The 24,247-nt window shown below is 40.6% G+C and carries 20 protein-coding genes; all 20 read right to left on the bottom strand.

The features are described from left to right. Nucleotides 1–13 precede the first annotated feature (13 nt). The 20 genes from BLS20_RS02750 to BLS20_RS02655 all read right to left on the bottom strand — a co-directional run bounded on the left by BLS20_RS02750 (nt 14) and on the right by BLS20_RS02655 (nt 24,244). Nucleotides 14–2,536 carry a hypothetical protein gene (locus tag BLS20_RS02750; RefSeq protein ID WP_143010216.1) on the bottom strand — a complete coding sequence of 841 codons (2,523 nt, stop codon included), beginning with the start codon at nt 2,534–2,536 and terminating at the stop codon, nt 14–16. Between the two features lie 4 nt (nt 2,537–2,540). Then, nucleotides 2,541–4,391: a hypothetical protein gene (locus tag BLS20_RS02745; protein ID WP_090171944.1), complete on the bottom strand. Its 1,851-nt coding sequence runs from the start codon at nt 4,389–4,391 to the stop codon at nt 2,541–2,543. Then, a complete protein-coding gene (locus BLS20_RS02740; protein ID WP_090171942.1) occupies nt 4,381–4,782 on the bottom strand; it encodes a hypothetical protein in 402 nt (133 codons plus the stop codon). The genes BLS20_RS02745 and BLS20_RS02740 overlap by 11 nt, the downstream gene beginning before the upstream one ends. A gap of 130 nt (nt 4,783–4,912) precedes the next feature. After that, the gene (locus BLS20_RS02735; RefSeq protein WP_176762263.1) at nt 4,913–5,725 is read right to left on the bottom strand and encodes a response regulator; all 813 of its coding nucleotides are present in this window, start codon (nt 5,723–5,725) and stop codon (nt 4,913–4,915) included. 2 nt (nt 5,726–5,727) lie between these two features. Beyond that, nucleotides 5,728–7,005 carry a sensor histidine kinase gene (locus tag BLS20_RS02730; RefSeq protein WP_176762262.1) on the bottom strand — a complete coding sequence of 426 codons (1,278 nt, stop codon included), beginning with the start codon at nt 7,003–7,005 and terminating at the stop codon, nt 5,728–5,730. Between the two features lie 39 nt (nt 7,006–7,044). Continuing rightward, nucleotides 7,045–7,695 (bottom strand): PrsW family glutamic-type intramembrane protease, encoded by a 651-nt coding sequence (locus BLS20_RS02725; RefSeq protein WP_176762261.1) that lies wholly within the window; start codon nt 7,693–7,695, stop codon nt 7,045–7,047. Beyond that, entirely contained in the window at nt 7,683–8,345 is a 663-nt protein-coding gene (locus BLS20_RS02720) for a hypothetical protein (RefSeq protein WP_090171933.1), read from the bottom strand. Before BLS20_RS02720 ends, BLS20_RS02725 begins: the two co-directional genes overlap by 13 nt. 221 nt (nt 8,346–8,566) lie before the next feature. Then, nucleotides 8,567–9,124: a DUF4340 domain-containing protein gene (locus BLS20_RS02715; RefSeq protein ID WP_090171931.1), complete on the bottom strand. Its 558-nt coding sequence runs from the start codon at nt 9,122–9,124 to the stop codon at nt 8,567–8,569. Beyond that, the gene (locus BLS20_RS02710; protein ID WP_090171928.1) at nt 9,124–11,247 is read right to left on the bottom strand and encodes a Gldg family protein; all 2,124 of its coding nucleotides are present in this window, start codon (nt 11,245–11,247) and stop codon (nt 9,124–9,126) included. The genes BLS20_RS02715 and BLS20_RS02710 overlap by 1 nt, the downstream gene beginning before the upstream one ends. After that, complete coding sequence (locus tag BLS20_RS02705) at nt 11,247–12,317, bottom strand: ABC transporter ATP-binding protein (RefSeq protein ID WP_090171926.1); 1,071 nt, start codon at nt 12,315–12,317, stop codon at nt 11,247–11,249. The genes BLS20_RS02710 and BLS20_RS02705 overlap by 1 nt, the downstream gene beginning before the upstream one ends. 165 nt (nt 12,318–12,482) lie before the next feature. Next, nucleotides 12,483–13,763: an adenylosuccinate synthase gene (locus BLS20_RS02700; protein WP_090171924.1), complete on the bottom strand. Its 1,281-nt coding sequence runs from the start codon at nt 13,761–13,763 to the stop codon at nt 12,483–12,485. Nucleotides 13,764–13,840: 77 nt separating this feature from the next. Then, nucleotides 13,841–14,281 (bottom strand): PaaI family thioesterase, encoded by a 441-nt coding sequence (locus BLS20_RS02695; RefSeq protein WP_090171922.1) that lies wholly within the window; start codon nt 14,279–14,281, stop codon nt 13,841–13,843. A 15-nt stretch (nt 14,282–14,296) separates the two neighbouring features. Beyond that, the gene (locus tag BLS20_RS02690) at nt 14,297–15,631 is read right to left on the bottom strand and encodes an MATE family efflux transporter (protein ID WP_090171920.1); all 1,335 of its coding nucleotides are present in this window, start codon (nt 15,629–15,631) and stop codon (nt 14,297–14,299) included. 58 nt (nt 15,632–15,689) lie between these two features. Continuing rightward, nucleotides 15,690–16,562, bottom strand: a complete 873-nt coding sequence (locus BLS20_RS02685) for a DegV family protein (RefSeq protein ID WP_090171918.1) — start codon at nt 16,560–16,562, stop codon at nt 15,690–15,692. A gap of 175 nt (nt 16,563–16,737) precedes the next feature. Further along, entirely contained in the window at nt 16,738–18,009 is a 1,272-nt protein-coding gene (gene ftsZ, locus BLS20_RS02680; protein WP_090171915.1) for a cell division protein FtsZ, read from the bottom strand. 188 nt (nt 18,010–18,197) lie between these two features. Beyond that, entirely contained in the window at nt 18,198–18,947 is a 750-nt protein-coding gene (locus BLS20_RS02675; RefSeq protein WP_090171912.1) for a cell division protein FtsQ/DivIB, read from the bottom strand. Between the two features lie 3 nt (nt 18,948–18,950). Further along, nucleotides 18,951–20,066 (bottom strand): FtsW/RodA/SpoVE family cell cycle protein, encoded by a 1,116-nt coding sequence (locus BLS20_RS02670; protein ID WP_090171910.1) that lies wholly within the window; start codon nt 20,064–20,066, stop codon nt 18,951–18,953. A gap of 3 nt (nt 20,067–20,069) precedes the next feature. Next, nucleotides 20,070–21,425, bottom strand: a complete 1,356-nt coding sequence (gene murD, locus BLS20_RS02665) for a UDP-N-acetylmuramoyl-L-alanine--D-glutamate ligase (RefSeq protein WP_090171908.1) — start codon at nt 21,423–21,425, stop codon at nt 20,070–20,072. 22 nt (nt 21,426–21,447) lie between these two features. Then, nucleotides 21,448–22,428, bottom strand: coding sequence for a phospho-N-acetylmuramoyl-pentapeptide-transferase (mraY, locus tag BLS20_RS02660; protein WP_479723606.1), 981 nt, complete (start codon nt 22,426–22,428; stop codon nt 21,448–21,450). Further along, entirely contained in the window at nt 22,412–24,244 is a 1,833-nt protein-coding gene (locus BLS20_RS02655) for a peptidoglycan D,D-transpeptidase FtsI family protein (RefSeq protein ID WP_090171904.1), read from the bottom strand. The genes mraY and BLS20_RS02655 overlap by 17 nt, the downstream gene beginning before the upstream one ends. Nucleotides 24,245–24,247: the final 3 nt, after the last annotated feature.

Here is a 24,247-nt window from a genome sequence, read left to right as displayed (position 1 = left end):
GCCGCACAAGATATTAGCCCCTGTTTTTTCTCCTGTATGCAGTAATTCCAGATACAATCGCTGCAATTGCAACTATGATAAGCACAATCCAGATCAGCCCACCATCTGCAAATGTCGAACCTGTTGCACTTACATCGGAAACATCGCCCTCTGTTGTCTCGTCGGCTTCTTCAAGTTCCTCATTGTCAACCACGCTATCCGCATCTTTTGTATAGAAAATATATGTACTATCAATAGATTTACCAGTGATGTCCTTGTTACAAAGATTGTACGCTCCTGCCTCTCCAAAAAGGGTGACCGGCTCATAATTTGCATTCGCTGTTGTATCTTCCTCCGATACCATGAGCGATTCCGCCAAAATCGGATCTCCTGCACTACTTGCCGTTGTGGTGTAAATGCCAATCCATTCCTTACCCTTTTTATTGTGAAGATCAGCCTTAGAATCATCTTTTGTTGTAACAAGAGTGTAATATACATAGGTTATTGCTTCTGATCCTGAAGGATAGGTACGATCCACCATATTAAAAGGAATGTTCGTAAATTCCGTGTTATCCTCACTACACAGATTGTATATCTCATATACTGCAGATGCTATGGATACCACTGCTGCCACTGCAAATACAACTCTTGCCCCAAGAATCGCTTTTCTAGCTGTTGCTTGTGCCGTTCGGTTGGTTGAAATTTTCGCTTCTCTAAGCTCTGAAAGCTGCGTCCTTTTCGAGGCAATTTTTCCCTCAGTGTCATTCTTCACCCACAGCTTAATATAAGTAGATTTCACCCTCGAATCATTCTTAGTCCAAAGAAGCATTTTTTCATAATCAGTAAGTCCTTTTTTTGCGTTCAGCCATATAGCTCGTTGTTCCGTTTCCGACAACTTGGCGAAATTTTTTATATGAAATGTAATGTTTTTTCCGCGAAGCATTCCTTCAGATTGCATTACGCTAAGTTGATACGCTTGATTCGATTGATAGAGTGCTTTTGTTTCTTTTGTCAGATTTTCTGCATATTCACTCAAAGATTTTTCAATGGTACTATTTTCTAATAACACTCCCTCTTGTGTAAGTTTCGAAAGCGCCTTTGAATATTTTACAATTCTCATTCCTGCCATACCACAAACCAACAATCCGGTAGCAGAAACTCCAAAAAATACAACGTCCGATACAATAGAATCACCTTTCGATGATAATCGCTTTAATGCCTCTCCGGTTATCGCGGTATCCGATTCAAATATGCTTCTGTCAACGCCTTCATAGATTGATTGAACACCTTCTCCAAGGGAAGTATCCCAGGTGGCGTCTGCTTCCTCACAATCTTCTGCCAGAACGCTCTCAAAAACTCCATAAAGTCCCGTATCCTGCATAATACTTTTTTGCCCATTACTCATCACATATGCAACCGGATACAAATCCTCAGCCGTAAGATCCTCTCTCATAAAGAACTCATATGCGCTTATGCTACCGTATGATGCCGCCTTTAAACTCTCGACAATCCCTGCCGTAACGAGCGTTTCGCCCGCTTCTACCACATCCGCTGCCTCGCTTGTGTGCTCTACATATGACTCAATTGCATCCTCCTCATCACTGAAGGTCTCATCTTCTGTAACACTATCTGATACATCAATTGCCTCTGCCATCTGTTTTTCTATCGCAGTTTCATTACCATTTTCAATCGCCGTTGCAAGAGACGTCTCTTCATAATCTTTAAAAGTCTCTTGGACACTTGCTATTTCATTTAAAATCGCTTTTGCGTCATCCCCATAATCACTCTTGATCTGCGCCTTGATTTTCTCATTGCTAAGCTTTGGTTTTGCCGTTTTATAGATTGCAACAAGGCCATCTGGTCCTAAGTCGCTTAAGCGGCTAAGCCATGAACCTTTTTTTACAACTTTCGTATCCTGCGCCAATACCAACAGATTCTCTATATCCGTTACTACGGTATCATTTCCTTGAAGAAATACCTTTTCCACATCTTCTCTTGCCTCTGAATCAGACGAGTTTTTTACAAGCTTTCTACCTGCTTCTAGAAGAAAATCACCCAGGTTCTTCTCGCTGTCATCTTCGTAAAATACATTCAGCATCTCATAGATTCCTTTTGCGGTATCCATTCCCACATCATAATTTTTGGCATACTCTACAAGTGCCGGAACTACAGTATCAACCTGTTCCTTAATCGCCGCCTTTTGCTCGTTTAAAAGAGCTTCATAATCGGAATAATTAAATCCACCGTTCATATTCATAACCTTAATATCGGTTATTGCCAAATCCGGATCCGACGTTGTCGAATATCCAATCCAGGCATGTGACTTCATACCATCATTAAAATCTTTATCCAAAATGGTATACTCATCTCCGATCTCTTTCGCTGCTTTCTCCTTTGTGTCTGCATAGCTAATCTTAATTGCTTTTACGTATTCTTTTTCGGCTGCATATGCTGTTAGCGGTTCTGCAATTTTTTGTTCACTTATAACGGATACAGAAGCTGTTAATGCAGCTATTAATACAATTGATGTTATTTTCTTTACCATCTTTTTCATCATAATCTTATCCTTTCGCTTTTTTTCTCACTATCCCACTTGCTCCAAATACTGCGGCAATTATAATTGCGATTACGATAATCGGTATTGCCGAAGAGTTCTTTGAAATTGCACTTGCCGTTGTCATGGTGCTCTTATCATCTATGCTGTATAACGTTTCAAATGGAGCATCTTTGACGCTATCTGCGCTTGTGACATAACCAATATTATTTATAAACTGGTTTCCATCTTTGTCGCTGCAATAGATGTTGGAAACCCACAGCACTTTATCACTGTTTGATGCGCTTTGATACTCCTTTTCATCATATAGATATTGGATCGCACCTACATCCCCTCCTTTAAGGTAATATTGAGAGATATAGTCTTTTGTTGAAATCTCTTTATATACTCTTATTCCCGGCGCATAGGAAATCGTATCCTCATCATCCTGTGTCGATTGTTCTTCGTCTTCCTGGATCGTTTCTTCCTCACTGTCTGCTTCCTTTGCCTGCGTCTTATCTTCTTCCTTGGTCTCTTCGTCCGCCGATTCCTTAGTATTTTCATTATCACTTTCAGCGTCGCTACTGTTTATCTTCGTATTTTCTTGCGAGACCTCATTTTCATTTTCCTCCTGCGAGCTATCTTCCTTTGTCGTCTTAGGCTGCACATCATCCTCTGTTTCCTTTGTCTCTTCCTCAGACGATTCTCCTTTTGTCTCCTCACTTTGGCTTGACTCGTCTGACGATACCTCTTGTGACTGTGTCTGTGCATTCTCATCATCTGAGGAAGTATCACTCTCCTTAGTTTCAGACTCTTTTACTTCTTCTTGCTTAGTCTCTTCTTGTTGCTCTGTGGTCTTCTCACTTTCGTCTGTGCTTTCTTTATCGCTATTATCTTCCTTCGTCTCTTTTGATTCTTCCTTTTTTGTTTTTATCTGTGCATTTTCCGGTCCGTATCCATATGCGATAAGATCCATGACCGGCTCTCCTGCATCCTGATCATAAGTCACATAAAACGAATATCCGTCTAATGCTTTATTGCCACCTCCGGAAACCTTTTGATAAGTTATTTCCTCTACCTGTATTTCTTTTTTCCCCGGCGCTGCGATCAAGGATCTAATCGCCTTTTTTTTATCGTCCGTTCTTGTATAACCCAGATAAACATTTGCATCTGTAGCCTCTATCGCATATCCCAGATAATAATTGCAACCAAGCGATGCGATTTTTTTAGCTGCGGCACTTTCATCTGATGCCTTAACTGCTACGACCTTGTCGATATAAGGCTTGTAGATATTTCCCTTATACATCTTAAGATACATCTCGGAAGCGGATATCCCTTCATCAAAATCCGCCACCTCATCTTGCGCATTTCGAACAACAAAAGAACCGTCCGAGCTAAGAATCTTATGGTCTGTTTCAAATCCATCCTGGCTTTTTATAACCTGAAATGCAATTCCTCTTATCGGCTCACCGGCATCTAAGCTTCGACTGGCATACAGATAAATGTTGCTGCCGCCGGTACCTTGATTTAAGCTTAGATTGCTGACTTTGCTATAGTTACATCCATCTATGCTAAGGCTCGTGCCGCTTCCAACTCTGATATCTGTTATTGCATTGTCGGCTGATCCCATCTTATAACCAAGATATAGAAGTGATGATTCCTCTGCATTGCTTACCGGATTCAGACTTATGCTCATCGCGGTATATCCGGCATCTTCTAACTTCGTTATGGCATCTGCTCCACTCATAATCTGCAAATCCGTAATATAGCTTGCGCTATTATCCGCTTTCGCGCTAAGCATTCCTCCCGGATAAAGCCCTATACAAAGAGCCGCCGTAAGAATGACTGCAGATATTTTCTTAATCATTTTATGTTTCATCTGCATTCTCCTTCGTTATCTTCTTGTACTTCATAGACAGCATCCCTATCATCACACCAACTACCACGCCGGTTCCACCGATCATAACGATAGATGATTTTCCAAATGCGCTTGCACTATACGCTCCCGCTTTATCAGCTTGTGCTTCGTCTACGATTCGATATCCAACATATACCGCTTTATCTGAAATGGCATCCTCATAGTCTGCAACATTTTTATCGATCAGCGTATATCCATTTGCTTCTAATATTTTTCTCGCCTCTTCTTTACTGTCAGCGGCTACAACCTCATAAGTAAAGGAATCGCGATCTGTTTCCTTTGCATATACCGACACCGAAAACAAAAGCAGCATCAATATACCTATTAGCGGAAACATTTTTATGATTCTCATAGAGTATGCACCTCCAAATCAAGTCTTTCCTGTTATCTTATGCCAATCTTATCACAGCGCCTGTTACAAATCTGTTACAAAAAAACGCAGATTGTGATGCACCAAAAGGGGCACCTCAAACCTGCGTTTTCTAATGATCAGTCCTTTTCATACTCTCCAAATCCCAGATATATTCTTCCGCCCAACTATACTGGCTCATAAATTCGCCTCTGTACTTTCTTATTGCAAGCGGATTCCCCTTCAAAAACTCATGATAATCGCATGATACTTTATCGCTAAGCAACCGGTATTCATTATGGCTGTGATAAAAGATTTCTTCCCATCCAACTTCCCTTAGTGTATTCTTAATATCTAAAACAAGGGCACTCATATATGAATTTTTGGATTTGCCGCCTTTTCCTTCCCAAAGAACTTCACTGATTTGTGCTCTTGTTGCCGTAGCCGAATTCTTAGCAACCAGATAGGCCACCATCTCTTTCGACTTGGTTCTTGAAAAATGAAGCGGCACACCATCTGCTTCTATTTGAAATTCTCCAAAGCATGTGATCTTAATGCCGTTATCATCCTTACTGTCTTCGGGCGTTATTTTGAGATGGTCAAGCTCCGCTTTAATATCCTGTGCATCCACCGGCTTTAACAAATATCCGCCAATATGAAGCCTCCACGCGTCCATTGCATATTCGCTATATGCAGTCGTCATAATAATATCAACATCCGCAGAAATCTCCTTGATGCGCTTGGCAACTTCAAGTCCATTAAGCCTTGGCATCTCCACGTCCAAAAAAACAAGCGCAATGTCAGGCTCGCTCTCAAATATTTCTACGGCCTCTTTCCCATCACTTGCAAGAAAAAATTGCGGCACCTTCGGTGCAAACACCTTGCTCACTTCTTTTTGCATACCGGTGCGCATCATCTTTTCATCATCCGCAATTAATATCTTCATAATCATTGCTCCTTCGGAATCCTTATGGTGATTAAAGTTCCTATCCCCTGCTTTATGTCAATCTCCATCGTACCATTACACATAAGCTTGATTCTCTTTATCGTGTTCACAACACCTATATGCTTTCCTTCTTGTTTTGCGAGTAATTCTACGTCAAATCCTACTCCGTCATCCTCGATTTCTATGATATGTTCCCGCTCTTTTTCGCGGCTCCTTATGATAACCTTGCCTTCCGGTGGATTCTTCTTTCGTATCCCGTGTTTTAGAGAATTTTCAACTAATGTCTGCACACAAAATGCCGGAACCTTAAAAGCAAGGTCTTGAATATCCATATCAAAACTTATCTGATGTTCAAATCTAACCGACTCTACATTTAAATAACATCTTACAGTCTCTAATTCACGGGCAAATTCTATACAATCCGTAACATCTAGAACATCAAGACTCCCCCTAAGATATCCCGATAAATTCTTAAGCATCGTTTTGGATTTTTCCGTATCTTCATCCAACCCGTAATAAATACTGGTAAGTGTATTATAGATAAAATGTGGCTTAATCTGATTATGAAGCAGTCGAATCTTTTCATCTGTAATCCAGCGCTCTCTTTCGCGTTCTCTTGCTGCCACTTCCTTCGTGTAATCCATCATGAATGCGACAAAGGTAAAGATAACCGAAACGCACGATGCAATATTTACAAATGAAATCCCATAATGATTTAGCTGAAATATCAGCGATATAAAGGGAAATATCAGTGCCGATAAGACTGCAACCTTTTCTAGCGTTCCAAGTTCTTTAAAGAAATTAAGCAAAAGCGCTAATATCAGGAGCATGCCGACCATATAGGTAAAGGTAATAATCCCGTTATAGGGAAGTCTGAAATATCGATTATGTTCATCAAAATCATATAAATAAGGATATATCGCATTCATGCTGATCGCTATAATTCCGATAATTCCAATGATATATTCTATATTTCTCCAATTCTTCACAGATACTTTGGCTCGTTTTTCTATCATCCTGCTAAAGTATGCTACCCCTGCCACAATAACAAGATATCCTAAAACAAACACCAAAAAATTGGAAATACGTACGATGTAAAACGCAGCTTCCCCTTCTCTGCCACGAAATCCAATTGCTATTGCATCACTTAGCAATAACAGTCCATCCGCCAGCACAAAGCGGATCAGTCCGATTGCTTTATTTTTGTCGGCTACCTTAGTCTGCCAGATCACAATCGCCGCAACTATGCAAAAAAAGGTGCCCCATCCTTCAATTGTCATCTGTACGATGTGCGAAAATCCCATCCTATCACCCCGGCGCTAGCCTTGTTTTCTGAAAGACGGCAATTTCTGATTTTTGACCAGGAAAAGGACTGCCGGTACATAGGTAACCATCGGCATTACAAATCCAAAGTATTTGTACGAATCCGACTGCACCAAAGTATTAAATGACGCATGATACGTAATGGCAAGTGCAAGTAATGCAAAGGTTCCACAATAGAATAACTTCCTTCTCTTTCTTACATAAGAAATACCAAATCCCACGCAGGCGGTACAGATTCCATGCATAACTCCTGATGCAAATCCCCTTACTAATGCCCAGAATATGCTGATGCTGTCTATGTTCTGTACCAGAATAACCATATTCTCAAGTACGGCAAATCCCACTCCCACGGCAAATGAAATCGGAATCAGTTTCTCTTTATTGTCACTAAATATAAACGCAAAATACAGCACCGGAAGTGCTTTTATAATTTCTTCTATCACCGGCGTAATATTGGTTGTAATATAATACATATCACGATCCATTAGATTGCTGACATATCCATTAATCTCTGCTGCAAACAAACATGCGCAGATGCCTATAATCATATATCCTACATAGAGTCTCGATCTTCCGGTAAGAAGCGGAAGCATCAAAACGAGTGGTACGATTATGCAGATAAATAGTATATATATTATATTGTCCATTTTGCCACCTCTCTTTTCAGCACCGGCAATACAATCACGCAGCATCCTGCTATGATGATATTGGAAACGATATATAATCCCGCTATTTGGGCACAATCTGAAACCATCATGATTATGGTCGCTGCGCACAATACCAAAGCGATCATATTATAGCCGCGAATGCATTTGATTACTCCATAATCAACATCCGGAAAAATAATATGTTTGAGGTGAAATCTAGATGCCGCCACCACGATTGCCGCAACAAGCGTATAAGAAATCTTTTTGGCAAGCTCTGCGCTTGTCATATATGCAAACACAAAAACAACTGCCAGCACAATCGGTGCGACATAACTGATATATCTGTATTTGGCAAATGTTTTGCTACCATCATCTGCTAATGAATCCATCTGTCCGTAATTGGCACTAAGCAAAAACAAAAAACACCCTACAAGTCCTAACATACCGACATTAAACCCGGACGGTATCATTTCTCTTGTAAGAAGCTGCAGCGTGAAATAAAAATAACTTATCATAATACAAGCTATTCCCAGTGCTATCATCTTGAGATACAACGCATTTCTTCTGACGACAATGGTAACTACCCCATATAAAAATCCAATAAGAGAAGCTATAAATACAATAAGAGCAGCTATCATTTCATAATCCATATCTCTCATCCTCCTACTAAAGTCCTATATATAATATAAACTTTAACTATACTAAAAACAAGGATTTTGCCCTTTTTTGTATAAATATTTCCCACAAACACAACAAAAAAAGGCCCTCGCCTTAGACAGGTCATAACCCATCTATGGCGATAGCCTTCGTTTATCATCTCGATTTATATTTCATTTTTCAAAACTCGTATGCGTCTTATCACTTTAGCACCTTATTCGCTTGTACTGCCTGACTCTTCTTCCTCCTCTGCCACCAAGCCGGATGGGTCAGTTTCAATCGAAGTAATCACAGAAGAATCCACAACATATACATCATCCGCATCTGCATTCTTGATATAATAATAACCGGTTGTATCATTATAGTCGCCAATCAGGATGGTAACCGTTTCGTCACCATAAGTTACGGTAAAGGTATTGGACGGATTTTCAAGACCATATTGTTCAAGGTCATCCGGTGCTTCAATCACTTGCTCTGTTTCAATTGCACAAAGTTCCTGTGCAACTGCCATGACAGAATCCTCATCTAGATCCTCACCTTCCATCTGATCGCAGGTCCATTCCTCATCCGCAAGTGTAAAGGTATAGGTCTCATCACCATAGATATAAGAAAATCCTGTCACGTCTGCGCTGTCAATCGACAGCGCATATTGTGTATCTTCTTCATCTGCTTCTTCTAAAGCCGCATTTACTCTGGTCAGTATAAAATACATGGCAATACATGCTGCTATCACAATAAGAAGGATGAACATACTTTTCTTTTGTCTTTCCATTAGTTTCTTCTCCTCTTAATCCAGATTATGATACCAGCTACGCAAAGAGCGATTGGAAGCAGATAAATTGCGATTGCTCCATAAGCTCTTGCAACTGCCTGTGTTACCGTAAGATAGCTTGTAGACATATCCTTAACCGCAATGGATACGGTGTTGGTTCCTTCTGTGTCTACCATTTCCTCGACAATGCTGCTAAACAGCGTCAGGTTGTTTCCGGATACAATCTCATCTGCATCGGTAGAGAATGTAATCGTGGAGGAAATTACAACCGCCTCACCGGTACCTTCTCCATCATCTCCGGTATTTTGATACCACAATCCCAGATTAAATGGTCCTTCAATATCACCATCTTCTTTTTCATAGGGCGTTGCGTTTGCAACATCTACCTTCGAAATGGCATCGTCTGAGGTTGTCAAAAGCGGTGTGATGGTCTCATTATCAGATAAATCATCCGTCGAATAATCAAGACCAATCGCTGTTGGCATAAAGATATATCCATCTGCTGCATCTGATGTCAGGTCTGTAGATAAGATTTCCGGAATCAGATAGTACGGATATTGATAATAATAACTTGAATTACTATCCGCTACAACGCCTTCCACGGTTCCCATGCCCATAGACTCTAATATACCTTCAAAATTCGGCATATCCTCTGTTGTATAACTAAGTGTAATTAAGACCTTACCACCATTGTCTATATAATCAATTACCTTTTGTGCATCATCTTCATTCAGATCCGATGTCGGTCCATTGATAACGAGCAGCTCACAGTCATCCGGAACTGCATCTTCCTGCAACAGGCTGATTGTCTCGATTGCAATATTCATCTTCTCGATTGCTTGTGTAAAGCTGTCATCTAATGATGTCTCACCATGTCCATCCAGCGTATAGATGATTGGCTGCTCCGTGCTTGTTACATAATTAATTGCACTTGTAATCAGACCTTCTCCGTCATAACCGGTTGTCTCATACTGGTAGGTTGTGTAATCAACTTCCGTCTCATAAATATCATCATAAGAAACAACCTTAGAAGTATCTCCATTTACAACGAACAACGAATTTTCTGTCGGTGCCTCATCTGTATAATTCTCATAGAATGTCGGCGATACATTCGGGTCTACATATTCAACCGTAATGTGTTTTGATGCATCCTCATAGCGACTCAATGTCTTGGCAAGAGTTTCATCACAAGAAGATTCCTTTATCCATACGTAAATGGTGATATCCTCTTCTAATGTATCTAGATACTCAAGTGTATCATCCGTTAATGTATATACCTTATTGGATGTGATATCTATACTTTTCGCAGCTTCCGGAAGCTGTGCCACTACTACATTTACCAAAATACAAACTACCACACCAACTGCAATCAGACTGCCGGAAAACATACTTAGCTGTAATTTTCTTGTGCTTGCACCGCTCCATCTTCTCTTCTGGATAGACTGGCAAGTCAAAAACAAAAACAAGATTACGGCCGAAACGTAATAAACAAGCCCTGATACACTAAAGGTACCTCCTGTAAAATCTTCAATTCCAGCTGTAATATCAAGCGCACTCATAATCTTTTCCAGAATTCCGCTTGCGGAAATCATGCTGGAAATAGATCCCATCATATAGGCTACAAATAATGCCGCAAAGGATATGATGGCTGCTAACACAATACTTTCTGTCAAGGAAGAAATGAACAGGCCGATTGCCAGACATAAAAGTCCATATAACCAAAGTCCGACAATTCCCACATAGGTCTCTGCGTAGGCGATTGAGCCAAAGCGTGACAAAATCACCGGGAATATACATATAATTCCCACGGTAATCGTATAAACTGCTGCCATCGCAAGGTATTTACCAATTACAATCTTACCAACCGAAACCGGCGCCGTAATAATCAACTGGTCGGTTTTGTTTTTTCTTTCTTCTGCCATGGCACGCATCGTTAGAATTGGTACCGTTATCAAAAACAAAAATGTAATGGATTGCAATACACTATCAATCTTTGCATAGGTATTGACCATATTATATGCATAAGAATACAGCCCGAAGAAAAACATCGTTGCCGCAATAAATACCCATCCAATTACATTTTGAAAATAGGATTTAAATTCTCGTTTAAAAATTGCGCTCACTACTGTTCATCTCCTTCCTGCTGTTCTTGCTCAAGCACTTTTGTTACTGTCATAGCCGGAACTTCTTGCTCCTTATTGTCCCCCTGCGTCTTTGCGGAATCATCAAGGGAAGATACGGTCGGAAAATCCATTTCGTTAGTGCTTTGCTCTCCGGTCAGCTCTAAGAATACCTCCTCGAGTGACTTCTTTTGAACATACATTTCCAAAATCGGAAGCTGATTGTCCGAAAATGCAAAGAATAAGTCTCTTCTAAGATCGATCTTGGCGCTCATCACTACAACGACTTCACAGCCACCTTCCTTTTCTAATACCTTCACTTCATCAATCTGATCCACCTGTGCAAGTGTCTTTTTCACTTCTTCTTCAGAAGCTTCAACAAACATATGCACATGCTGTTCTCCGTCCATCTGGGACAATAACGTTTCCTTATCATCATTTGCCACCAGACGACCATTCGAAATAATGAAAATATAATCACAGACTTCCTTTACTTCCGTTAAGATATGAGAACTTAAGATTACCGTATGCTCTTTTCCAAGTTCACGAATCAGATTACGAATTTCAATAATCTGCTGCGGATCAAGACCAACCGTCGGTTCATCCAAAATAATAATTTCCGGATATCCTATGATTGCCTGTGCAAGGCCAACTCTTTGCTTATATCCTTTAGAAAGGTTTCGAATCAGACGATTTCTCATGTCGTCAAGACCGATTCTTTCCATTACTTCTTCTACCATTCCCTGGCGTTTTTCCTTTTCAATCTTCTTAAGTTCTGCCACAAACTTTAAGAACTCTTCCACTGTCATTTCCCCATATAATGGTGGAATCTCCGGCAGATATCCTACCGATGCTTTTGCCTGTTCCGGCTGCTTTAAGATATCAAATCCATTCACTTTTACTTCTCCGGATGTTGCCCCCAGATATCCCGTTAAAATATTCATGGTTGTAGATTTTCCTGCGCCATTGGGACCTAAAAATCCGTAGATTCTACCTGGTTCAATCTTCATGGTCAGATCGTCTACTGCTGTATGATCACCATACTTTTTAACCAAATGATTGATTTCAATCACAACAATTTCCTCCTACTATATATTTATACCTTGAGTCTGCATAAGAAATGCACAGTACCCACATTAGTAAATATTCTAATTTTACTATGTGAAAATAGACTGTCCTTATTGTGTTTTTTATGTGAAAAAAAACAGAGGTCAAATTGACCTCTGCATAAATTATCTTTATTTATTGCGATAAATAATATCATTTCGTCCCGGACCATTCGAAACCATTGTGATTGGGAATCCAATCTGCTGCTCGATAAATTCAATGTATTTTCTACAATTCTCCGGTAACTCTTCGTAGTTTTTAATACCGCGAATATCGCTCTTCCAGCCCGGAAGTGTCTTAAGAACCGGCTTTGCTTTTTCCAGCTTGGCGGTCGTCGGGAAATCTGTTGTAACTTCTCCATCGATTTCATAGCCAACGCATACCGGAATCTCATCTAGATAGCCTAATACATCAAGCACCGTAAAGGCTACATCTGTTGTTCCCTGAATACGACATCCATACTTAGATGCAACACAGTCAAACCAGCCCATACGTCTTGGTCGACCTGTTGTTGCGCCATACTCTCCGCCGTCTCCGCCGCGTCTTCTAAGTTCATCTGCTTCTTCTCCGAAAATCTCACTGACAAATGCGCCTGCTCCGACTGCGGATGAATAAGCTTTACATACCGTGATAATCTGCTTGATTTCATATGGTGGAAGACCTGCTCCAATTGCACCATAAGCTGCCAATGTGGAAGACGAGGTTACCATAGGATAGATTCCATGATCCGGATCTTTTAAGGAGCCAAGCTGACCTTCTAACAAGATGTTCTTGCCTTCCTTAATCGCTTCATATAAGAATGCAGATACATCGCATACATATGGAGCAACCATATCGCGATATTCATGCAGTTCCTTTAATAATTCTTCCGGTTTAATGAGTGGCTTGTGATACAAATGCTCTAACAGCACATTCTTTGTCTCGCAGATGCGAACCACTTTTTCCTGTAACAGTTCCTCATCGAACAACTCACTTACCTGGAAACCAATCTTTGCATATTTATCTGAATAAAATGGTGCAATTCCTGACTTCGTTGATCCAAAGGACTTTCCACCGAGACGTTCTTCTTCATACTGATCAAAGAGAATATGATAAGACATCACAATCTGTGCGCGATCTGATACCTTGATTTTAGGCATCGGCACATTTTGATCTGTAATTGACTTAATCTCTTTAAAGAGAACCGGAATATTCAAGGCTACACCATTTCCGATAATGCTGGTTGTATGATCGTAAAACACACCGGATGGAAGAGTATGAAGCGCAAACTTGCCATAATCATTGACAATTGTATGACCGGCATTTGCACCGCCTTGAAAACGACAGATAATATCTGCTTCTTTCGAAAGCATATCTGTAATCTTCCCTTTACCTTCGTCGCCCCAATTTGCACCAACGACTGCTTTTACCATTTTCGTTACCTCCTGCTTTTCACTATCGCTTTTAACAATAAGCCGTTTAAGATTATACACCTATCAAAAACTAATGTCTACAACTGTTTTAACTTTTCAAGTTCTACATCTACATCCATCTGGTTACTTAAATAATGATAAGTAAAGGTGGAACTCGTCAGCAATTTACCATCTTGATTATAATTTTTCACTTCGACGATTGATAAAAGTTTTCCCGACTTTACTTCATGCGCCTTAGTAATTAAGGTATCCCCAATGTAAGCCGCTCTCATATAATGAATATCTGCATCTACCGTCGTGACAATTCTTCCGCCGGCCGTTGCGCATACACCGCCAACCGTGTCCGCAATGCTAAACAGCACACCTCCATGAATAGAACCGATTGGATTACCATGCTTATCTTCCAATTTCAGTGTTCCCTTACAATATCCCTCTCTTACCTCATCAATATGAACACCCAGATATTTGATGAATCCGTGTGTTGGATTTGTAAATTCTTCCCATGCGTTGTTACTCATTTTGTTACCTCTTTTCTACAATATCATATGTTTTTTCTTCCAGCCACCATGTTTATAAAAGCCGACCGCAATCACCATACCAATTCCCCAGGTAAACGGCCAGGCAAGCCAGATTCCCATTGACCCCCAATAAAATTGAAACCAATAGGCCAATATAATCCTTAAAAACAAATCCGCAAATGTCGATATCATAAATGTTTTCATTGCCGCCGCTCCGCGAAGCACGGCATCATGCATCACCTTAATCACCAGCACTACATAAAACGGAGGGGCAATCCGCAAAAACAATTGCCCGGTATGCACGGCTTTTTCATTTGCCGATGTCATAAAAAGCATCATCAAACGATCGCCTGCCAACACATACAACAGGGTAATCGGCACAATAATTATAAGACTTAACAAGATTCCATCTTTTAATCCTCGGCGTATTCTATCCATCTTGTGTGCACCAAAATTTTGCGCTGAAAATGTCGTTAAAGCATTTGACAGCGAACCAAACAACATAATGGCAAATGTATTTAGCTTGATTGCCGCACTGTATCCGGCAATCACTGCCGCTCCATATCCATTGACATATCTTTGGATAAATAAATTACATACCGAAACAAAGCTTTGTTGCAAAATCGACGGAATCGATACCAGCACAACTTTGCGAAACATCTCTGCTGAAAACAGCTGCGCTGACTCACTTTGCATTTTTCTAAGCCTTCTTAGCAAAATAGCAATTGCCAAGACGCCTCCGACTGCCTGTGCAATCAAGGTTGCCAAAGCCACACTTGCAACGCCCATATGAAATCCCACAACAAATAAAATGTCCAAAACAATATTAGACACAGAGGAAACGACCAGCAGCAAAAACGGCGTCATCGAATCTCCCATAGAGCTAAAGATTCCGTTGCAAATATTATACAAAAATACAAACAACAGTCCGACGCAGTAAATCCTAAGATAAGCAGCTGACTGCGCATATATATCGGCAGGAGTGTTTAAAAGTGTCATCATCGGATTGCAAATAATAAGTCCAACCACCATTGCCATCATGCCCAGTAATAAGGCTGTAATCATGCTGGTGTACGCCGCCGTCTTAAATTCGTCCATCTTCCTTGCTCCAAACTTTTGCGAGCAAAGTACCATTCCTCCGCTATTTAACCCAATTGCTATGGCCGTAAAAATCATCGTAATCGGATAAGATGCCCCTACTGCCGCAAGTGCATCCGCATTGATACATCTTCCGGCGATTATGCCATCCATAATACTATAAAATTGCTGAAATGCCACACTTCCCATAAGCGGCAGTGCAAATTGTATTAATATCTTAGGTGGTGATCCCACCGTTAAATCTCTCGTCATAGTTTACATAACACGACCGCTGTAAAGTGTTTTTACAGCGGTCTCGTTCCTCATTGAATTATACATTGTCCGGTAATTTCTTAGTTGCCGTAAGCGCTAACGCTCCCGGTCCGATATGGCACGAGATACTTAAGGATAATGGATTGATTACTAACCCTTCATCTTTTAATTGGGCAAGCACTTCTTCCTTAAATTCCTCAGCCGGACCTATGTCTTTTGTATATGCCATGTCCAGCCAACAGCCCGATCCATCTTCACTGCCAAAACGGTTCTTCAAATCATTCATCACAGCCTGAAGCATCTGCTTTTTTGCCTGTTTTATTGTTCTTGCCTTCGCATAACTATCCAGCTTCTCCCCCTGAATCTGCAATACCGGCTTGATTTTAAGAAGCGTTCCAAGTGCTGCCGCACCTGCAGTAAGACGTCCTCCCTTCTTCAGATACTCAAGTGTATCAATCATAATATAAATAGAAGAATCGAACTTCGTCTTCTCTAAATAGTCCTTAATCTCTTTTGCGCTTTTTCCTCTTTTGGCAAGTTCTAACGCATCTAATGCACTTCTTCTTTGGGTTACAGATATTCTCTGATTATTCACAACCTGCACTTTCTCATCATAGTCCTGTGCAATCATAAGTGCCGTCTCACAAGAACTACTAAGCCCCGAAGACATCGGGATATGTACAATCTCATCATATTCTTTTAGAAGTTCATCCCATACAGCCTGTACATCTCCAATTGCCGGCTGTGAAGTTGAAATCTCTGCACCACCTTCTAACTTTTCATAAAACTGTTCCTGAGTCAAATCTATATCTTCATAGAACAACTTTCCATTTATAAAAAACGGCATCGGAAGAACTGAAATTCCAAGTTCTTTTGCCTGATCCTGCGTAATACCACTATTACTATCTGTTACAATTGCAACTTTTGCCATCTGTTCATCTCCTCGTCTTTTTCTGCTTCCATAGACTTTTGTCATTATAGCACTGTCTGATAGAATATTTCAACTTTTAATGTTTTTTAGCTTTACTTTACATAATCATCTTACACTACAACAAAAAAAGCTGCGAAAAAGCGTAATGCTTTTTCACAGCGTTCTTATTATTTTCTTACTTTCTTGCATTCTTTAAAAAGTCCGGAATCTTAAGATCCTTTTGCGGAACAGTAGGTTCTGGCTTTTTCACTTCCGGCATAGAGTTCAATGTCGTAGGCGGTGTCTGGATTGTAGACTGCTGTCTAAGCAAACCATTCGACTGTGGTTGCTGCGTTGTCTGTGCAGTTCTATTTAAAAATCCACCTGTCATAGCCTGTGACTGACGCACATTGTTCGGAATCTGCTGCGCCTGCGTATTCGAGTATCTCATCTGACTGGTGACATTACCAAGGTTGGCACTGATACTTCCTACCGGCACTTCCGGCTGCATCGGAGCTTCCTCGCCAAGACCTGTTGCAATTACCGTAATGGTTGCGGCATCTGCCATCGTTTCATCATACTTCGCACCGAAGATAATATTCGCTCCCGGTCCTGTAAGCTCTTGCACATAACTTGATGCATCATTGGCATCCATAAGAGAAATATCTCCGGAAATATTAATAATTACATGAGATGCACCTGTAATGGTTGTTTCAAGAAGTGGAGACTCAACTGCAAGCTTAACCGCTTCAATCGCTTTCTCATCTCCCTTCGCCATACCAATACCGATATGTGCCATTCCCTTGTCTTTCATAACCGTCTGAACATCTGCAAAGTCGAGATTAATCAGAGCCGGTAAGTTAATTAGGTCTGTAATACCCTGTACTGCCTGCTGAAGAACTTCATCCGCTTTCTTTAATGCTTCCGGCATCGTTGTTCGTCGATCTACGATTTCTAATAATTTCTGATTTGGAATCACAATTAATGTATCTACCGTATCACGCAGATTCTCAATTCCCATAACCGCATTCTTCATTCTTGCTTTATTCTCAAACAAGAACGGCTTTGTTACAACACCTACCGTAAGAATACCCATTGATTTCGCAATATTCGCAATAACCGGAGCAGCTCCTGTACCGGTTCCGCCACCCATACCACAGGTTACGAATACCATGTCGGCTCCCTCGATTGCAGCCTGAATATCTTCTGCATTCTCTTCTGCCGCCTTAGCTCCAATTTCAGGCTTAGCTCCGGCGCCCAGCCCTTTCGTTAATTTTTCACCTATTTGAATTAAAGTTGGCGCCTTACAAAGAGTAAGCGCCTGCTTATCTGTATTAATACCGATGAATTCAACTCCGCCGATTGCTTCATCAACCATACGATTCACCGCATTATTTCCTGCACCACCAACACCAATGACAATAATTTTTGCCCCGGAGTCCATTTCATTTGTCTTAATCTCCAGCACGGATATTCCCTCCTACGTTCACACTATCTATTTATATGCCGTCTCATGCCCATTGTTAACCTCATCGCCCCTTTAGTTAACAGGCCTCGACACTTTTTTACACTTTTCTATAATATAATGAAAAGGCAAATTTATCAACCGTAAATTTGCCCATTTCCATGTTTTTCCACAATCTCAATTGTTAACCATCATTCTGATTTTTCAAACACTATGTCTGTTGTTTGTTCTGAATAATTCTCCATATGCAGTGTTCCTTTGTAACCATCAAGCTGCGGCAGAATTTCATTGAGTCTTAATACCTTATTCTCAAGATTGTCCGCATCTCCAAAGTTAACCTTTATCTTGCCTATTTTCAGCACGAACCTACCATTGTCTTTACACTTTATTTTTGTTGGTGTAATCGAATATTTCTTGAGTGTCTGTGTCAAATTCAACAAATCCTTAAGCAGCGAATTGTTAACCGGCAGCGTCTCATTTGCTGTCACCTTCTCAACCGACAATCCGGTCACATTTGGAACATCTTCAATCTTTCTTTTCGAAACTTCAACAACCAGACCATCCTTATCAAAATATGCATATTGGTTCTTTTGCGACTCCAGTGTCACATAACCAAGAAGCCCTTTTTCATACACTTCAATCTTAATTGTATGTGGAATCTTCATGCTAATTTCCATACTGTCGACAAATGGAATCACCTGTGTATCTTTGAACTTATACTTGAAAAAAACATATAGCGTATTCCAGGAATATTTGTCATTTAATACGCTATTTTGAATCTGCGTATCGGAATAAAGTTCATTACCGGACACTTCCACATTCTTCACGGTAAATACCTTCCAGACAATAAGTGCCAACAGTGCAAATACGATGACAATCACAAGAATGATTTTCCCTATTTTTTTTCTTTTTCGTTCCTGTCTTCGTTCTTCTTTAATCAACTGTTATCTATCCTCAATTCGTATACTTCTCGATACATTAAGTACCAATCCCATTTCCGCCATTAAAAAGATCAGCGACGTTCCACCATAACTGATAAACGGCAAAATAATACCGGTATTCGGAATCGTATTCGTTACAACGGCAATGTTCAAAATCACCTGCAATGCGATATGTGCAAATACGCCTACTGCAATCATAGAACCAAATAAATCCTTCGCATTGTTTGCAATAAACATAAAACGCCAAAGCATCAAAACAAACAACAAGATAATACAAATTGCTCCAAAGATGCCAAGTTCCTCACAGATAATGGAGAAAATCATATCATTTTGCGCTTCCGGAACCCCGCCAAGCTTTTGTACACTTTCTCCAAGACCTTTTCCAAACAAACCTCCCGAACCGATTGCATACAATCCCTGCAGAGTCTGATACCCATTATCATAATCTTCCGGATGCAGCCATGCTCCAATACGGGAAGATCGATATCCCTGTGCCAAAATAAGAGCAACGACTGCGAACGCTCCAGCCACCATAAGCCCTATAAAATACCGCGCTTTTGGTCCGGCTACAAACAGCATAATCATCGCAATTCCCATAATGATAATCGCGGTACTTAAATTGCTTACTGCTACGATTCCGCCAAGCGGTACCGCAAACGCAATCATCTTACAATAGTTTTTGAAGGTTCCAAGGCAATTGGGTCGTCTGCTGATGATCAGCGCCATAAAAAGAATAATTGCAATCTTGGCAATCTCGGACGGCTGAAACTGAATTCCTTGAATTTCAAGCCAGCGCTTTGACCCATTGTACTCTACTCCAAAGAAGATTACGGCTACACATGCAAGTAATGACAAACCATAGATTGGCAGTGCAAGGCGCTTCCATCTCCGGTAATCGACCACGATAAAAAACACCATCAATACTAATCCCAGCATCATATTTCTAAGCTGATGCCTGAGATAATAGGTCGAATCTCCAAATTTGTTCATCGCTTCATACGAGCTTGTTGAATACAACAAAACCAAACCAAATCCCAGCATGAAGATAATCAAAAACAGCAAGGTATAATCAAAATATTTTGTTGTACGTGTTGTGCCTTCTGCTTTTTGGCGCCTCATCCGCTATCCCTTCATCTCCCTGACAAATTCTTTGAACATATCACCGCGCTGTTCATAATTATCAAACATTCCCCAGCTTGCGCAAGCAGGGGATAATAATACGGCATCTCCGCTCTTAGCATTTTCTGCGCATATTCTAACTGCTTCTTCCAAAGAATCTGCAAATTCATAATCTTTAAATCCCATCTTCTCGGCCGTATCCGCAATTTTTTGAGCTGTCTGTCCAATCAAAACAAGCTTCTTTACCTTACCATCAAAGCTGGCAATCCACTCATCAAATTCGGACTGTTTATCATAACCTCCGCCAATCAGACAAGTCGGCCATTGCATCGCTTTGATCGCTTGAATTGCCGCATCCGGGTTCGTTCCCTTTGAATCATTATAATAACGAACCCCATTGACCGTATCCACATATTCAATACGATGTTCTACCGCAACAAATTCTTTCACCACTTTCGAAATCGTCTCTACACCGGCGCCGGCGCAATATGCCATTGCAGCAGCGGCCATCACATTTTCATAATTATGATTGCCAATCAGTTGCAATTCTTTCACCTTGGCAATCATCTCATAATCGTCTCCGATTTTAAGAAATATCTGGTCATTTGCCAGATAAATTCCTTCCTCAAGGCGACGTTTTGAACTAAAATAAATCACTTTTGCCTTTACTTCTTGCGCTCTTTTGCGAAGTATTTCATCTTCATAATTCAAAATCATATATTCCGATGGTCCTTGATTCTTCGCAATGGCCATCTTGGCATCTACATAACAATCCATCGTATGATGGCGGTTTAAATGATCCGGCGTAATATTCAAAATTGCACTCACTTGAGGCTTAAAATCAATTGCTGTTTCAAGCTGAAAGCTACTAATTTCTGCCACGGTAACAGAATCCTCCATCGTCTGGTCCGCAATCGATGTATATGGAATTCCAATGTTCCCAACTACGAAAGAATGGTTGTATGCCGCTTCCATAATCTTACCTAGTAAAGCCGTCGTCGTCGTCTTTCCATTTGTCCCTGTGATTGCAAGCACTCGGCCCTTTTCAAAATAATAACCAAGCTCAATTTCTCCCCAAATCGGCAGACCTGCCTCCTTAAGGCGCAGCACATTGGGATTGTCCAATGGGATTCCCGGGCTTAACACAACAAGATCCAAAGAACTTATGAATTTCTCCTCTAATGAGCCAAGAACAATATGTTCTTCATCAAGCCCCTTTACCGTCTCAGCGATTTCCGCTGCAACTTTATTTTCATTTTCATCATAAAGAAACACCTGTGCTTCATGTCTAAGCAGTAACGCACTCGCTGCTATTCCGCTAATACCTGTTCCATATACTAATACTTTTTTATTCTTCATACCAACTTTTCCCTTTTTTATCCTATAATCTTAATGCTACATAACCAACTGCGCAAAGGAATACCGTTATGATAGAAAATACTGTCACAACCTTTACTTCAGACCAGCCACCAAGTTCAAAATGATGATGAATCGGCGCCATCCGAAATACACGTTTTCCCTTAGTTGCTTTAAAATATGATACTTGAATCATAACCGAAAGAATCTCTGCCCAATATACAAGGCCAACAATTACCATGATAAACGGTTCATTTAACAAATAACCGCAACCGGCCACAAATCCTCCCAATGCAAGCGAGCCCGTATCGCCCATAAACACCTTTGCCGGATAACAATTGAAAATCAAAAATGCCATAAGCGCTCCAATTACGGTAAGCGAAACCACATCGAGCTCAGCGAACATCATCCGCCTTACAAATACAAAGAAAATCGCAACAATCAATGTCACCGTTGACGCAAGTCCATCAACACCATCCGTAAAATTCACACCATTTACCGTTCCTAGAATTGCCAAAAACATCACCAGAGCATAGATAATCGGTGCCTGTACATGAAGCAGTGTAAATGGAATATGAAGATTCGTTGCTCCCGCATAATGAAGAAAATACCAAATCATAAAAATCACAGTTACCACGATCTGAAGAAGCATCTTCTGCCAGGCAATCAATCCATCAGAGCGCTTTAACACAACTTTTAAAAAATCATCAATAAATCCAATAACCCCAAATCCCACCATCAAAAGAATATGTGGTATCGTATCGTAATTCCATCTTGCAAAGATCAAGGATGCCACCACGACTGCAATCAGAATGAAGATTCCGCCCATAGACGGTGTTCCATTCTTCACCTGATGCGATTTCAATTCTTCTCGTTCCGTGTTCCCCGCCTTAAGTCTTCGAAGAATCGGAATTCCAATCGGACAAAGAACCAAACAGACTACAAAAGCTACAATAAATGGTAATGCTGAATAAATCATTTCTACACCTCTAATTACTCTTTTCAATATTCATATAAGGAAGTATTTCCTTGAAAATGTTATGTGCAATCTCCTGCGCATAACTACTGTGAGCCTGATCTTCTACATTCGGCTCATCCACAACTACATATACTACCACTTCCGGATCATCTTGCGGAGCGTACCCAATAAAAGATACCAGATAATTACCATCACCACGCGGAATCTTCTGCGCCGTACCGGTCTTACCTCCAATCTCATATCCCTTTACTCCGGCGGTAGCTCCTGTACCGTCTTCAACAACTGCAAGAAGATATTTCTTCATCTGTTCCGATGTTTCCCTCGAAATCGTCTCTTTTAATAAAGTCGCATCTATCGTTTCTTCCACGGTTCCATCCGCTCTGTCAATTTCCTTTACGACATGTGGCTGATAATAATATCCACCGTTGATAATAGATGAAAAGCCGGATGCCAACTGGATCATCGTCACATTGAAATTTTGACCAAACGAGTTGGTTGCAAGTGTTGTCTTACTCATATCTTCAGCCGAATAGATAAGGGAATCTGTCCTTGCCTCTCCCGGTAAATCGATATTGGTCTTTGAACCAAATCCAAAGATGCTTTGATACTTCGCAAGATTCGAAGCCCCGATTGTATAGGACATCTGCATCAGCGCATCATTGCAAGATTCCATAAGTGCTTCCTGGATTGTCAGTGTTCCATGTCCGTTTCGATTCACGCAGTGAATAAAATAGTCACCGATTTGCTCACCACCATTGCAGACATAGGTCTCACTGCCGGACAATGTTCCGGTGTCTAAACCGGTTGCAACCGTAAATGGCTTTATGGTAGAACCCGGTTCGTAAGTATACGTAATGCAAAAATTCTGCCACAATCCATTCAGTGCGTCAAGTTCTTCCTCTTCATCCATATCTTCTATTTCTTCTTCCGTATAAAGACTGCTAAGATCCCACGGATCATTTAGATCGTAGTATGGATAATTGGCCATCGCCAGTATTTCTCCGCTATCCGGATCCATCACAATGACTCCGGTATGCTCACTTCCGTCTCCGCTTCTGGCATTATTCGCATATTTTTCATTAAACTTTTTAATATATTTTTCTACAATCGACTGAATGTTCGTATCAATGGTGGTTACAATCGTATTACCGTCGGTCGCTTCTACGATTGTTTTTTCATAGTCGGAATCTTCATCCAGATACCCATATTGGCGACCATCGGTTCCATTTAGTTCATCATTGTAATAATTCTCAAGTCCACTCATGCCTTCATTTCCCGAAGTGGTAAATCCAATCACCGCGCTGGCAAGAGAATCATAAGGATATTCCCGCTCATATTCTGTTTCAAACCAGATCCCACTGACATTTGGATAATTCTCATCATCATCTATAATTTTCTGAAGCTCTTCAATCTCTTCTCTGGTTTGCTTTTTTTCAAGTACATAATATTGACTTGTTGCATAATCTGTCAAAATTGTTCGAATATCCGACTCATCATAATTATCAAGGCACTTTGCCAACGCCTGAATGGTCGGCTCAATATCATCTTCATCTGCATTGACCACTTTACAATCCAATACAATATTGTACACCTGTGTACTAGTTGCAAGCACAGTTCCTTTGCGGTCTGTGATATCACCTCTTCTATATGGAATCGTTGTATTCGTATAGTCTTGCTGCGCCAGAACAATCTTGGTATATTTATCACCATTTACCAACTGTATATATATAATTCTTCCAATCAATCCAACTAACAGCACCAAAATAATCAAAAATGCTATTACCATTTTTCGTTTCATCCGAAACAAAAATTTGATTGGTATCTTTCTTCTTCGTCTTCGCATAAA

Origin of the sequence: Eubacterium oxidoreducens (assembly GCF_900104415.1) — a bacterium.
Classification (GTDB): Bacteria; Bacillota; Clostridia; order Lachnospirales; family Lachnospiraceae; genus Eubacterium_C; species Eubacterium_C oxidoreducens.
The sequence above is the reverse complement of the archived record's forward strand: the minus strand, read 5'-3'. Positions and strand labels throughout refer to the sequence as shown.

What these genes read in the sequence shown, in the direction of transcription:
- BLS20_RS02750 (WP_143010216.1), bottom strand. Translation starts at nt 2,536, where the DNA reads ATGATGAAAAAGATGGTAAAGAAAATAACATCAATTGTATTAATAGCT.
- BLS20_RS02745 (WP_090171944.1), bottom strand. Translation starts at nt 4,391, where the DNA reads ATGAAACATAAAATGATTAAGAAAATATCTGCAGTCATTCTTACGGCG.
- BLS20_RS02740 (WP_090171942.1), bottom strand. Translation starts at nt 4,782, where the DNA reads ATGAGAATCATAAAAATGTTTCCGCTAATAGGTATATTGATGCTGCTT.
- BLS20_RS02735 (WP_176762263.1), bottom strand. Translation starts at nt 5,725, where the DNA reads ATGAAGATATTAATTGCGGATGATGAAAAGATGATGCGCACCGGTATG.
- BLS20_RS02730 (WP_176762262.1), bottom strand. Translation starts at nt 7,005, where the DNA reads ATGACAATTGAAGGATGGGGCACCTTTTTTTGCATAGTTGCGGCGATT.
- BLS20_RS02725 (WP_176762261.1), bottom strand. Translation starts at nt 7,695, where the DNA reads ATGGACAATATAATATATATACTATTTATCTGCATAATCGTACCACTC.
- BLS20_RS02720 (WP_090171933.1), bottom strand. Translation starts at nt 8,345, where the DNA reads ATGGATTATGAAATGATAGCTGCTCTTATTGTATTTATAGCTTCTCTT.
- BLS20_RS02715 (WP_090171931.1), bottom strand. Translation starts at nt 9,124, where the DNA reads ATGGAAAGACAAAAGAAAAGTATGTTCATCCTTCTTATTGTGATAGCA.
- BLS20_RS02700 (WP_090171924.1), bottom strand. Translation starts at nt 13,763, where the DNA reads ATGGTAAAAGCAGTCGTTGGTGCAAATTGGGGCGACGAAGGTAAAGGG.
- BLS20_RS02695 (WP_090171922.1), bottom strand. Translation starts at nt 14,281, where the DNA reads ATGAGTAACAACGCATGGGAAGAATTTACAAATCCAACACACGGATTC.
- BLS20_RS02690 (WP_090171920.1), bottom strand. Translation starts at nt 15,631, where the DNA reads ATGACGAGAGATTTAACGGTGGGATCACCACCTAAGATATTAATACAA.
- BLS20_RS02685 (WP_090171918.1), bottom strand. Translation starts at nt 16,562, where the DNA reads ATGGCAAAAGTTGCAATTGTAACAGATAGTAATAGTGGTATTACGCAG.
- BLS20_RS02670 (WP_090171910.1), bottom strand. Translation starts at nt 20,066, where the DNA reads ATGAGGCGCCAAAAAGCAGAAGGCACAACACGTACAACAAAATATTTT.
- murD (WP_090171908.1), bottom strand. Translation starts at nt 21,425, where the DNA reads ATGAAGAATAAAAAAGTATTAGTATATGGAACAGGTATTAGCGGAATA.
- BLS20_RS02655 (WP_090171904.1), bottom strand. Translation starts at nt 24,244, where the DNA reads ATGCGAAGACGAAGAAGAAAGATACCAATCAAATTTTTGTTTCGGATG.